The sequence below is a fragment of the Roseovarius sp. genome (assembly GCF_018066915.1).
Lineage (GTDB): Bacteria > Pseudomonadota > Alphaproteobacteria > Rhodobacterales > Rhodobacteraceae > Roseovarius.
On the sequence record NZ_JAGPVV010000082.1, the window covers coordinates 1 to 13,045 of the forward strand.

Annotated in this window: 12 protein-coding genes; 7 read left to right on the forward strand and 5 right to left on the reverse strand. The window is 61.3% G+C overall.

The features are described from left to right. From KBT70_RS04715 to KBT70_RS04735, 5 genes are all read right to left on the reverse strand, one after another. Positions 1-1,352, reverse strand: a 1,352-nt coding sequence (locus KBT70_RS04715; protein ID WP_296629373.1) for an AMP-binding protein, incomplete at its 3' end; no start/stop codon positions are given. Continuing rightward, a complete protein-coding gene (locus tag KBT70_RS04720) occupies positions 1,349-2,758 on the reverse strand; it encodes an aldehyde dehydrogenase family protein (protein WP_296629374.1) in 1,410 nt (469 codons plus the stop codon). The genes KBT70_RS04715 and KBT70_RS04720, both read right to left, overlap by 4 nt. A gap of 71 nt (positions 2,759-2,829) precedes the next feature. Next, positions 2,830-3,789 (reverse strand): tripartite tricarboxylate transporter substrate binding protein, encoded by a 960-nt coding sequence (locus KBT70_RS04725; protein WP_296629375.1) that lies wholly within the window; start codon positions 3,787-3,789, stop codon positions 2,830-2,832. Positions 3,790-3,837: 48 nt separating this feature from the next. Beyond that, positions 3,838-4,293 carry a tripartite tricarboxylate transporter TctB family protein gene (locus KBT70_RS04730; RefSeq protein ID WP_296629376.1) on the reverse strand — a complete coding sequence of 152 codons (456 nt, stop codon included), beginning with the start codon at positions 4,291-4,293 and terminating at the stop codon, positions 3,838-3,840. After that, entirely contained in the window at positions 4,290-5,810 is a 1,521-nt protein-coding gene (locus tag KBT70_RS04735; RefSeq protein WP_296629377.1) for a tripartite tricarboxylate transporter permease, read from the reverse strand. The genes KBT70_RS04730 and KBT70_RS04735 overlap by 4 nt, the downstream gene beginning before the upstream one ends. 110 nt (positions 5,811-5,920) lie before the next feature. On the opposite strand from KBT70_RS04735, the gene KBT70_RS04740 reads away from it, so the two are divergent. The 7 genes from KBT70_RS04740 to KBT70_RS04770 all read left to right on the forward strand — a co-directional run. Continuing rightward, complete coding sequence (locus tag KBT70_RS04740) at positions 5,921-6,964, forward strand: LacI family DNA-binding transcriptional regulator (protein ID WP_296629378.1); 1,044 nt, start codon at positions 5,921-5,923, stop codon at positions 6,962-6,964. A 227-nt stretch (positions 6,965-7,191) separates the two neighbouring features. After that, positions 7,192-8,307 carry a Xaa-Pro peptidase family protein gene (locus KBT70_RS04745; protein WP_296629379.1) on the forward strand — a complete coding sequence of 372 codons (1,116 nt, stop codon included), beginning with the start codon at positions 7,192-7,194 and terminating at the stop codon, positions 8,305-8,307. A gap of 147 nt (positions 8,308-8,454) precedes the next feature. Beyond that, positions 8,455-9,078: a cupin domain-containing protein gene (locus tag KBT70_RS04750; RefSeq protein WP_296629380.1), complete on the forward strand. Its 624-nt coding sequence runs from the start codon at positions 8,455-8,457 to the stop codon at positions 9,076-9,078. 126 nt (positions 9,079-9,204) lie between these two features. Then, entirely contained in the window at positions 9,205-10,749 is a 1,545-nt protein-coding gene (locus KBT70_RS04755) for an ABC transporter substrate-binding protein (RefSeq protein ID WP_296629384.1), read from the forward strand. Between the two features lie 71 nt (positions 10,750-10,820). Beyond that, positions 10,821-11,828 carry an ABC transporter permease subunit gene (locus KBT70_RS04760; protein ID WP_296629381.1) on the forward strand — a complete coding sequence of 336 codons (1,008 nt, stop codon included), beginning with the start codon at positions 10,821-10,823 and terminating at the stop codon, positions 11,826-11,828. Continuing rightward, complete coding sequence (locus KBT70_RS04765) at positions 11,825-12,742, forward strand: ABC transporter permease subunit (RefSeq protein ID WP_296629382.1); 918 nt, start codon at positions 11,825-11,827, stop codon at positions 12,740-12,742. The genes KBT70_RS04760 and KBT70_RS04765 overlap by 4 nt, the downstream gene beginning before the upstream one ends. Before the next feature lie 4 nt (positions 12,743-12,746). Continuing rightward, positions 12,747-13,045: ATP-binding cassette domain-containing protein (locus KBT70_RS04770; RefSeq protein WP_296629383.1), on the forward strand; the 299-nt coding region annotated here is incomplete at its 3' end.

Consider the following 13,045-nt stretch of genomic DNA (forward strand, 5'->3'; position numbering starts at 1 on the left):
GTCGATCCCGGTATGACCGCAACCGCCGCCTCGACCCGCTCGCCATAATGCGGGCAGGGGCGGGCAAAGGCTGCGGCCTCGACCACATCGGGATGCGCATAGAGCACCTCGTCGATTTCACGCGGGGCGATGTTCTCGCCACCTTTGATGATCAACTCCTTGAGGCGTCCGGTGACATAGAAATACCCCTCCGCGTCCTTGCGCCCCAGATCGCCCGTGCGCAGCCAACCATCGGCGGTGAAACTGTCGCGCGTGGCCTCGGGGTTGCGCAGGTATTCGAGCATCACGTTGGGGCCCTTGACGATGATTTCGCCTTCTACGCCGGGGGGCAATGGGCGCATGTCCGGCCCGGCCACCTCGACCCGGTTGCCATAAGCGATGCCCGGCGAGCCGATTTTCCGCGTGTCGGGCGGCAGCGGATTCGAGAGGATCTGTGCGGCGGTCTCGGTCAGGCCCATAGTTTCTATGATCGGCACATCAAACCGCGCTTCAAAGGCCGAATGCACCTCGACTGGCAGGGGGGATGAGGCACATCGCCCAAACCGCAGCCGTGCCCGTGTCTCGGGGTCTGGTCGCGTTTCCCCGTGGAGCAGATGCGACACGATGGTCGGCACGACCGAAAACCATGTGGCCCCTGTTTCGGCGGCCTGCGCCCAGAACCGGCTTGCGGAAAACCGCGCACACATCGCCAATTGTCCCCCCGACACGAGCGAGCCCATGACAGACACGCAAAGGCCGTTGATATGATAGATGGGCAAGACACAAAGCCCCGTGTCCTTGGGCGTGAGATCATGGGCGATGGCCGTGGTCCATCCCCCCGCCAAGAGGCTGGCTTGGGTGTGGACAACCCCCTTGGGTCGCCCGGTCGTGCCCGAGGTATACATGAGCAGCGCATGGTCACTGGGTTTGACCGGATGCAGGGGGGTGTCCGGCGCGCCCTCGGTCATGCTGAGGAGGGCAATGCGCCCGCCCGGATTGACGCTCTGGAATACCGCCTGTTGGGATGGGTGTACGAGCGCCACGCGCGCCCCCGAATGGTCGAGCGCGTAGCCGATCGCCTCTGTCCCAGCGACAAGGTTGATCATGGTGGCACGAAACCCGCCGTAGAGGGCACCATAGATCGCCTCGACCGCAGCCTGTCCGTTGGGTTGCAGGATCGCCACGCTCTCGCCTTTGGCGATGCCCTGCGCAGTCAGTCGTCCGGCGATGGCGCGAGCGCGGGCGCGCAACTCGGGCCAGTCGATGGCCGTGCCCTCGTCGGGGAAGGACATGGCCGGGCCCCCCGTCTCGGCGCGGGCGTCGACCCAGTCCCGCAGCGTGCCTTCGGGGGGCGTGTCGCGGCTTAGCTTCATTGTCCGGCTACCTGCCAATACTCACCGAAAATCTCGTCGAGCGTCGGCTCTCGGGGGGGAATTTCCCGCACGATCTTGGTTGTTTGAAGGAAATGCCGCCAGTTGAGGTTGTCGTCGATGGAATTGCCGCCCCAGCTTCCACAGCCCATCGACAGCGAAAAGGGCATACCGTTGTTGAAAGCACCACCGGTTGCAAAGCAATGCGCCTGATTGACGATCACCCGGCAGGTGGGCAGCGTCGCCCCCAATTGGCGCGCGCGGTCATCTTGGGTGCTGTGCAGACCAACGGAATGACCGGCCCCTTGATGGGTAAGGATACGCGCGACGATCCCGGTCGCGTCCGCGAAATCCGAGGCTCGATAGAGCGCCAGCACGAGGCTCAATTTTTCGCCTGAGAGCGGATGCTCCGGTCCGATACCGCGCGTTTCCACCGCGACAAAGCGGGTTCCCTGCGGCACCCGCCCCGAGAGGCCAAGAGCCTCGATCATGCGGTCTGCATCCTGTGCAATCACCGCGCGGTTGAGATGGCCGTCGGGCCAAAGTCGCGCCACGATATCCGCAGAGTCCGCCTCGGGAACCAGTGCGCCGCCTTCGCGTGCCAATGCCGCGACAAAGGCGTCATAGACCGCGTCCACCACGACGACCGCATTTTCCGAAGAGCAGGAGGTCGCGTTGTCAAAGGTTTTGGAGGCTGCGATCTTGGCGGCGGCGGCGGCCAGATCGGCGGTCTCATCGACGATCACGGTCACATTGCCTGCGCCCACGCCTATCGCGGGCGTGCCACAGGTATAGGCGCGGCGCACATTGTCCTGACTGCCGGTGACGACGACCAGATCGGACAATTCCAGCATGCGCTGCGTCTTGGCCTTGGAGCCCGGCGCGGGCACCATCTGCACCAGATCGGGATCAACGCCGATTTTGGCGAATTCGGCATGGATATGCTCGAGCAAGCGCGCGCAGGTTGGCACCCCCTTGGGCGAGGGCGAGAGCACGATGGCATTGCCGCATTTGAGCGCGTTGATGATATTGTTGGCGGGTGTTGCGCCGGGGTTGGTTGAAGGCACCACAGCGCCAATCACCCCGATGGGACGCGCGATTTCGGTGATGCCGGTGGGGGGGTCGTCACGGATCACGCCGAATGTCTTGGCCTCTGCGATATCGCGCATAAGACCAAGGGTCTTGCGGTGGTTCTTGGTGATCTTGTCCGGCACATTGCCAATGCCGGTGGTCGCGACCGAGAGTTCCGCCAAGGCACGGTTGCGGGCAGGTTCCATGATCGCCCAAGCCACCGCCTGCGCCGCCCGGTCATAGCGCTCTTGTGAACCGCCCGCCTCATAGGCCCGTTGCGCAGTTCGCGCCCGCGCCATGACGTCTTCGACAGCGGCAGTATCACCTTCAACGCTCATGTCTCAATCCTCATCGGGGTGGTTGCAGGGCGGCGCAGATGCCGCCCTGCCGTGCAAATCGTGTCTCGCGGTCAAAGCCCAGCCAAGAGCTTTTCGAGGGTTTTCTGACGGGCGGCCCACATTTCGATCACCTCGTCACGGGTCATGACCTTCATGGGCGATCCGCCCGCTTCCATCTGTTTGGCGACATTCGGATCGGCGAACATGGCGGGCATCACCGCTGCCAGCTTGTCTATCACCTCTTGCGGCGTGCCTTTGGGGACCATGATGCCGCGATAATTCACGCTCGAATTGTCGATGTCATAGCCCGCCTCTTGCAAGGTTGGCACATCGGGCAGGAACGTGCTGCGTTCGGTGTCGAATACCCCCAGAATCTTGACGCTGCCTGCGTTCGCGGCGCGATAGGCGTCCGAGAGGTTGTTGACGCCGCCCATCACCTCACCGGCGATCACAGCCTTCATCGCACCCGCGCCACCGGAATTGTTGGGGATATAGGCCAGCTTGACCTCGGCGGCGGCTTCGAGTTGGAGTGCCGCGATATGGTGCCCGACGAACAGGCCCGCCCCCGAAAAGGTCAGCTTGCCGGGGTTCTCCTTGGCCCACGCCACCACATCCTGCATCGAGTTGAATTCACTATCTGCGCCCACGATGAAGACCGCAGGGTCGGCCCCCCAATTTGCAATCGGTTCAAAGCTGTCGATGCCATATTCGACGCCACCCTCAATCGACTGGGCGATAAAATGAGGGATGTTGTAGACGCCAAGGGCATAGCCATCCGCCTCGGCTTGTGTCGCCAGCCAGTTCCAGCCGACGCGCCCACCTGCACCGGGCTTGTTGATGATGGCAATCGGCTGGCCCAGTGCGTCCTCATTGCCTGCGGTCATGGTTACGATCCGCGCCTGAAAATCAGTGGCGCCGCCCGCGCCATAGCTGACCATCATCATCACGGGGCGGTCCGGATAGTCCTGCGCAACAGCGGGGGCCGCCGCGAGCATAAGGGCCGTTGCCAGCCCTCTGAGTATCTTGGTCATGGTCTTCTCCTCCCTTGGTTTTTGAATGTCCGGATCGCTCCGGCGGTCTTAGAAAAAGAGGCCGCGTGGCGTGAATACGCTGAGCAGTTTGGCAAAGAGCAGATACATCACGAGGATGAACCCGACCGTGATCACGATGCGACGAACCCAGCTTTTGACCTCGCCGTGGGACGCGGGATCATAAAGGCTGAGCAGCGCGAAAAACGCGAGTGCGCTGCCGCTGTAGAAGCCGAGCGCCTCTGCCGCCCAAAAGATGTAGATCACCGCCACGATCAGCCCCGGCAGAATGTTGAGAAACATCGTGCGGCCAATCCCGGTGCCAGCCCGCGACAGGCCGAGGAGCGCCCTGCCAAACGTCCAGAGCGCCAGCACGACAAAGACGCTGGAAATCAGCCGCGGAAACAGGAACGCCTGTGCCGGTTGTTGCGTAAAGCTGACGTAGCAGACCCAGAGACCAAGGGCCGCGATGGCCCCGGAGGGGATGACATGCTGCCATTGTCTCATGCCTGCGCCTCCTCGGCCTCATCGGCGCGGTCCTGTCGCCGTTGGCGGATTTCCATCCAGGCCGAATAGGCCACCGAGGCAATCACGATCAAGATCAAGACCATATTCAGGGTGCCGCCAAAGAAATAGCTGAACCGCCCATCGGTGGCGTCGGCGATCATCGACCCTTGGGTGAAATTCGCCTCGGCAATCGGCCCGAGGATGAGACCCAGCACGAGCGGCGCAGCGGTAAACCCGAAGCGTTCCAGAAAGAACATTCCGATGCCCAAGGCGGCCATGACATAGACATCGCCCATCGAGTTCTGAACCGAGTAAGAGCCGAACACCGCAAGCCCCAGCACCACCGCCGCCATGACCGATTGCGGCACCTGCGCCACACGCGCGGCCAGACCAGCCACATAGAGGCCAAAGATGCACATCAAAATCTGACCGATCAGCATCGAGTTGATAAAGGTCCAGGCCACGTCCGGGTGATTGTCAAAGAGATCGCTGCCGGGGAATATTCCGTGGATCAGCAAGCCACCCAAGAGTACCGCCGCGGTCGGGCTGCCGGGCACCGAGAGGGTCAGGAGCGGCACCAGAGAGGGGCCGACCATGGCGTTGTTGGCGCTTTCCGCGGCGATCACGCCCTCGGAATGGCCCTTGCCGAATTTTTGCCGCTCGGGGCTGAATTTCTTGGCCTGATCATAGGCGACCAGCCCGGCAATCTGTCCCCCGATGCCCGGAATGAGGCCGATGATCGAACCGATGGCCGTGCCGATGCTGAGCGCGCGCCAGCGGCGGATCATCTCGCGCATTGCGCGGCCGATGGGGTGCTTTTGAACCGCAATGACATCGCTGCCGACCGGCTGACGCCCACGCGCGAACATCGCCAGCACTTGCGGGATGGCAAAGAGGCCGATCAGCGCGGGCACGATGCTAACTCCGCCCGCCAGCGCGGGATGAACGATAAAGCGCTGCGCGCCCATGATATCGTCAAAGCCGACGGTCGCCAGCCACATGCCCATGCAGCCGGACAAGAGACCCTTGACCACGGAATTGGTATCTAGGGTGCCGATCACCGTCACGCCCAGAATGGCCAGCCAGAAGAGATGCGACGGACCAAACGCAAGCGCCCATTTCGCCAGCATCGGCGTGAGGAAGATCAACAGCAGAACACCAAAAACACCCCCCGCGGCCGAGGACAGGAACGACAGTTGCAGCGCCTCTGCCCCACGCCCCTGCAAGGCCATGGCATGCCCATCGAGTGTGGTCGCAATATTGGCAGGCGCGCCGGGGATCTTGAGCAGGATCGCACTGACCGCGCCGCCTGCGACCGTCGAGGTATAGGCCGCCCCCAGCAGGATCAGGCCATGCGCCGGCTCAAGTCGAAAGGTGAAGGGGATGAGAAGGGCGACCGCCATTGTTGGCGAGAGGCCGGGCGTTGCCCCCAGGATCAACCCGCCGATCGTGCCGCCCACAAGCAGCATGAAGGCCATCGGCGTGAACACCTCTCCGAAGTAGTAGATGAAGTCCAACGCGCCCCTCCCGTTGCGGTCCCCGGTGAAAACGCCGGTTGATCTTTTACGGTAAGTGATGAAAATAGTAATGCAAATGTTTTCATAAAACCTCTGGAATTGCGGTTTAGGTGTCTGATAAGTTTAATGAAAAGGTTGATATTGTGGCTGTGGCAAAGGCTGCGCGCGTGTCACCTTCAACGGTGTCGCGTAGTTTCAATCATCCCGGTCTGGTCAGCCCCGCCACACGTAAACGTATTACCCGCGCGGTCGAAAAGCTGGGGTATATCCGCAATCGCGCCGCTCAGTCGATGCATGGGCGGCGCAACGCCACCATCGGTTTGATCGTGCCGACCATCGACCATGCGATTTTTGCCGAAGTGATCCAGTCCTTTTCCGATTCCATCGACCGGGCCGGTTTTACTCTGCTCATCGCGTCGCATTCCTATGACCTCGACCGCGAATATGCGATGATGCGCAAGCTGATGGAGCATCGGGTGGATGGCATTGCGTTGGTTGGGTTGGAACATGCGGACGCCAGCCTTCGGCTATTGGAGCAGCAGGGGACGCCCGCGATGGCGCTCTGGAATTATGCGCCCGACTCGCTGTTGCCTTGTGTCGGGGCGGACAATCACGAGGCGGGGCGCATCGCTGCCGATCATCTGCTTGGGCTGGGGCATCGCGACATCGGGCTGGTCTTTCCGCGCCCGGATGGGAATGACCGGGCCAGTGCCCGCCTCTCGGGCGCGCGTGACCGACTGTTGGCTGCGGGCGTTCCTTTGATTGAGGATTGGCAATGGGAGGCCCCCTATAGCATAGCGCAGGCCAAACAGGTGGCGCAGGACCTCTTGCGCCGGGCGCATCGCCCGACCGCGCTCTTGTGCGGCAATGATGTGATTGCCCAAGGTGTGATCTATGGCGCGCAAAGCTGTGGGTTGCGCGTGCCTCAGGATATTTCGGTGACTGGTATCGGCGATTTCAAAGGCTCTGCCGAGATGGAGCCGGGTCTGACCACGGTCCGCATCCCCGCCCGCAGCATTGGCGAGATTGCCGGAGAGCGGTTCACGGATCTGATCACAGGGGCGAGCGAGGATCATTTCCGCATCCGCTGTCCGCTTGAATGTATCGTGCGTGGCACGAGCGCCCTGTATGAGATGCTCCGCCTGTCGCTCTGAGGAAAGGTAATGCGTCTCTGTTTCCGAGTCTTGAGCGCCAGCCGGGTGCATTGGCTGCGGCTTCGGATTTTCGCGACGATGCGCAATTCTTCTCAACAGGATTGCCCCGAGAACAGGGGTGTGAGGCCCCGGATTGTCTTCTATTGTCGCGATGATCAGAGGTGATTCTCCGCCATTCGCCCGGCGCTTCCTTCCTCTGCCTCCTTATTCAACCGGCAGGAGCCGCAATGACCGCCTTTCCCCTCGCCCAGTCCCGCCTTGCTGCCCTACGCGCCCGTATGGAGGCCACCGGCACGGATCTGGTGGCTCTCGGCCCGTCGAGCCATATGGCGTGGCTCTCTGGCGTGCATCCCCATGGCGATGAGCGGCCCGTGATGCTCTTGATCAGTCGGGATTATGCCGGGTTTCTCATGCCCTCGCTCAATTCCGCCTCGGCGCGGCAATCGACCGATCTGCCGTTTCACATGTGGCGCGATGACGAGGGGCCGAATGCGGCGCTGCGCGAGGTGCTGCACGCCTGCAACGCCACGCGCCCCGGTCTGTCGGTGGTGCTGGATGAAACCATGCGCACGGATTTCGCGCTTTTGCTGCTCGACCAACTGGACACTCCGGCCCGCCGGTTCACCGAAGATACAGTCGGCGCGCTGCGTGCCTGCAAGGATGCCGCCGAGTTCGACGCGATCAAGGCTGCGCATCTGCTCAATGACCAAGCTGTGCAAGCCGCCTTTGACGCGCTCCGCGAAGGGATGACCGAGCGTGACCTCGTGCAATTCATTCAGGATTTCTATGGGGCGCATGGTGCCACGCTGGAATTCTGCTCGGTCTGTTTTGGCCCGTCGGGGGCGTTTCCGCACCACACCCCCGGCGCGACGCGGCTGGAGCGCGACATGCCCGTATTGCTCGATACCGGCTGCCGCCTGAATGGCTACCCCTCCGATATGACTCGCTGTGGCTATTTCGGCACGCCTGATGCCACCTGCACAGAGGTGTTTGCCGTGGTTGATCAGGCTGTTCGCGCAGCACTTGCAGCGGCGCGCCCCGGCGCCTTGGCGCGCGATGTCGACAAGGCGGCGCGCGATGTGATTGCCGCCGCCGGCTATGGCGACCGCTTCTTGCACCGCACCGGCCACGGTCTTGGCATCGACATTCACGAGCCGCCGTATATCACAGCAACCTCCGAGACGCCGCTGTGCGAGGGTAACGTGTTTTCCATCGAGCCGGGCATCTATCTTGAGGGTCGCTTTGGTCTCCGGCTCGAGGAAATCGTGATCCTGCGGCCGGAGGGGGCAGAGGTTTTCTCGGACATGCCGCGCGATCTGCTGGTGCGCCCGGTGCCTGGCTGATCCGATTGGCGTCAACCCAAGGCTGTATTGCGTCATAGGTCCGATTCGGTGGCAAAAAATTTTCAGTGCGCAAAAATTTTTGTTGCAATGGCTTTGCAATTCGTCTGAGGTAGGGGCCAAGAAACGACTTCTGACCCAAGGACGCCGATGACCAATACACCTGCCGGAGCGCCGCTCGCCCTGGGGCGTCGCATACGAAAACGCAGGCAACTCATGTCGATGACCTTGCAGGATCTCAGCAACGGATGTGGAGTGTCGGTGAGCTATCTCAGCCAGATCGAACGTGACAATGCCGTGCCGACCTTGGGCACGCTGGCCGAAATCGCGGCCGCGCTTGATGTCAGCATCGACCATTTCATTGCCACGCCGCGACAAGCGGATAGCGTCACCCGCGCGGCCACGCGCCCGCAGTTTTCCATTTCCGGCACCTCGATCATCTATGAACAGATCGGGGCGGAATTTCCGGGGCATGAGCTGACGTCGTTCATTCTCAATGTCCCGCCTGCCTATGAGTCCGAGACTGTGCAACATTCCGGTGAAGAGCTGATCTTCGTGCTCGACGGTGAGATTTTGCAAGTGGTCAACGGGCAACAGTTCCTGCTCCGCGCCGGGGACAGCATGCATTATCTGGGCCAGCATCCGCATTCCTGGTCCAACGCCAGCGACACTTGGGCGCGTCTGCTCTGGACCGGCAAGATGCTGCATGGCGCGACGCCGTCGTCCTACGTGCCGCGCACCGGGACGGATACAACAAAACCCGACATCCCCTAAGCGGCATCGCGTTCTACCGCTCGGGCACCAGCCGGGACAACCGGCGCAATCTTACCAAATCCAACAAGGAGACCTTACGTGAAACACTTACTGCTCTGCGCTTCGGCATTGGCACTTAGCGCTACGATGTCCGAGGCCAAAACCTTTGTCTATTGCTCCGAAGCCTCGCCCGAGGGGTTTGACCCTGCGCCCTTTACCGCAGGCGGCACCTTCGACGCCTCGGCGCATCCGATCTACAACCGTCTGACTGAGTTCAAGAAAGGCACGACCGAGGTCGAGCCGGGCCTCGCAACAAGCTGGGACGTGTCCGAGGATGGCACCGAATACACCTTCCATCTGCGCGAAGGCGTCAAATGGCACTCCAATGAGAAGTTCACGCCCACCCGCGATTTCAACGCCGATGACGTGATCTTTTCCTACGAGCGTCAGGGCTCTGCCGACCATCCGTGGCACCAGTATATCGCCGGTGTGACCTATGAATATTACACTTCGATGGCGATGCCCGAACTGATCAAATCCATCGAAAAGATCGACGACTACACAGTCAAGTTCACCCTGAACCAGCCCGAGGCACCGTTCCTTGCCAATATCGCGATGCCTTTCGCCTCGATCGTGTCCAAGGAATATGCCGATGCGCTCGACGCCGCAGGCACCAAGGAAGATTTGAACAACCTGCCCATCGGCACCGGCCCGTTCAAATTTGTGGCCTATCAAAAGGACGCGGTGATCCGCTACACCAAGAACGCCGATTATTGGGGTGAAGGCGCGATCATTGACGATCTGGTCTTTGCCATCACCCCCGACGCTGCCGTGCGCCTGCAAAAGCTCAAGGCGGGTGAATGCCACCTGATGCCCTATCCGGCACCGGCTGATATCGAGACGATCAAGGCTGATCCCAACCTCAAACTGGATGAGCAGGCCGGTCTGAATGTGGGCTATCTGGCCTATAACACCACCGTTGCGCCATTTGACAACGCCCGCGTCCGCAAGGCGCTGAACATGGCGATCAACAAGGATGCTATCGTCGAGGCGGTGTTCCAGGGGGCGGCTGCCCCCGCCAAGAACCCGATCCCGCCGACCATGTGGTCCTACAACGAGTCCATCGTTGATGATCCCTATGATCCCGAGGCCTCCAAGAAGATGCTCGAAGAAGAGGGCGTGACCGACCTCTCGATGAAAATCTGGGCCATGCCGGTGCAGCGCCCGTATATGCCCAATGCCCGCCGCTCGGCCGAGTTGATGCAGGAAGACCTCTCCAAAGTCGGCGTCAAGGTCGAGATCGTGTCCTATGAGTGGGGCGAGTATCTGCAAAAGTCGATGGAAGCAGGGCGTGACGGTGCGGTGATGCTGGGCTGGACCGGGGACAATGGTGATCCCGACAACTTCCTGTCGGTGCTCTTGTCCTGCGATTCCGCTGGTGAAGGCGGTGCCAACCGTGCCTTCTGGTGCAACGAGGAGTTTTCCAAGCTGCTCAAGGATGCCAAAATCACCGCCGATCCGGCAGAGCGGACGGCGCTCTATGAGCAGGCGCAGGTGATCTTCAAGGATCAGGCCCCGTGGTTCACCATCGCGCATTCGACCCAGTATGTGCCGATGTCGAACAAGGTGTCAGGCTTTGTAATGAGCCCCTTGGGTGACTTCACCTTCGAGACCGTCGACATTGCCGAATAAACGGATCGCCTTGATCTGAAACCGAACGCGCGGGGGCATAGCCCTCGCGCGTTTTCAAAGGAAAGCGGCGCATGATCCGATTCATCCTGTCCAAGCTTCTCTACCTGATCCCGACCTTTATCGGGATCACCATCATCGCCTTCAGTTTCGTGCGTATCCTGCCGGGTGATCCGGTGCTCTTGATGGCGGGCGAGCGGGGTGTGACCCCGGAACGGCACGCGGAACTCAGCGCACAACTGGGCTATGATCAACCCATCGTGTTCCAGTATTTCGATTTCCTAGCGCGGCTCTTGCAGGGGGACATGGGCAATTCGCTTGTGACCAAGAAACCCGTGCTGGACGAATTCTTGGCCCTGTTTCCCGCGACCGTCGAACTTGGCCTTTGCGCCATCATCATCGCCACGGTGATCGGCGTCACGGTGGGCGTGTTTGCCGCCATCAAGCGCGGGAGCTGGTTCGATCAGATATCCATGACGCTTGCGCTCGTGGGCTTTTCCATGCCGATTTTCTGGTGGGGGTTGCTGCTCATCATCTTTTTCTCAGGCATCCTTGGCTGGACGCCCGTGTCGGGGCGTATCAGCCTGCTTTACTATTTCCCCAACGTGACCGGCTTCATGCTGATCGACAGCTTGCTCTCGGGGCAAAAGGGAGCGTTCACCTCGGCGCTGAGCCATCTCATCCTGCCGTCGCTGGTGCTGGCCACGATCCCGCTTGCGGTTATCGCCCGCCAGACCCGCTCGGCCATGCTCGAAGTGATGGGTGAGGACTATGTCCGCACCGCCCGCGCCAAGGGCATGCCGCAATACCGCGTCATCGGCATCCATGCGCTGCGCAATGCGATGGTGCCGGTGGTCACGACCATTGGCCTTCAAATCGGGGTTCTGATGGCGGGGGCCATCCTGACTGAAACCATCTTTTCATGGCCCGGCATCGGCAAATGGATGATCGATTCCATCTCGCGCCGTGATTATCCGGTGGTGCAATCCGGCCTTCTGCTCATCGCGGCGCTCGTGATGATCGTCAACCTGCTGGTCGATCTGACCTATGGCCTCATCAACCCGAGGATTCGTGTGAAATGAGCGATACATCCAACCTTGCCGCCCCGGTGAAACTGTCCAACGCGGCGATCCGCCGTCGCATGCTGGCCGAGTTCTGGTTCTATTTCAGCCAGAACCGCGGCGCGGTTGTCGGGCTGGTGGTCTTTGTCCTCTTGGTGCTGACGGCGGTTTTTGCCAGCGTGCTAGCCCCACATGACCCCACCGCGCAATACCGCGAGGCGTTACTCGTTCCCCCGGTTTGGGCCGAAGGTGGTAACGCGCAATTCCTGCTTGGCACCGATGCGGTCGGACGCGACATGCTCTCGCGCCTGATCTTTGGGGCGCAATATTCGCTCTTTATCGGCATTGTCGTGGTGTCCATCGCGCTCGTGGGGGGGATCATCATCGGGCTCTTGGCGGGGTTCTTTGGTGGCTGGATCGACAATGTCATCATGCGGATGATGGATGTCATCCTGGCCTTTCCCTCGCTCCTTCTGGCGCTTGTGCTGGTGGCGGTGCTGGGGCCGGGGCTGACCAATGCGATGATCGCCATCGCGATTGTCTATCAGCCGCATTTCGCGCGTCTGACCCGCGCGGCCGTCATGTCCGAGATGAAGCGGGAATATGTCACCGCTGCCCGCGTGGCGGGGGCGGGCAATTTGCGCCTGATGTTCAAGACGATCCTGCCCAATTGCCTTGGGCCGCTGATCGTGCAGGCCACATTGTCGTTTTCCTCGGCGGTGCTCGATTCCGCCGCCTTGGGGTTTCTGGGCATGGGCGCGCAACCGCCCTCGCCGGAATGGGGCACGATGCTGGCAGAGGCGCGCGAATTCATCCTGCGCGCGTGGTGGGTTGTCACGTTCCCCGGTCTCGCCATCCTGATTTCGGTGCTGGCGATCAACCTCATGGGCGACGGGCTGCGCGATGCGCTCGATCCCAAGCTGAAGCGGAGTTGACGGTATGGCGCTTTTGAACATCAAGAACCTGACGGTCAAATTCGCCACCGCCACCGGCAGTTTCACAGCCGTGGACGGGATCGACGTGCATGTCGACAGAGGCGAGGTTCTGGCCATCGTGGGCGAGAGCGGGTCTGGCAAATCGGTGTCGATGCTGGCGGTGATGGGATTGCTGCCGCCCACAGCCACGGTAACTGCCGACGTCATGGAGTTTGACGGCCAGGACATGCTGTCGATGACGCCGAAGCAGAAGCGGACGATTATCGGCCGCGACATCGCGATGATCTTTCAGGAGCCGATGTC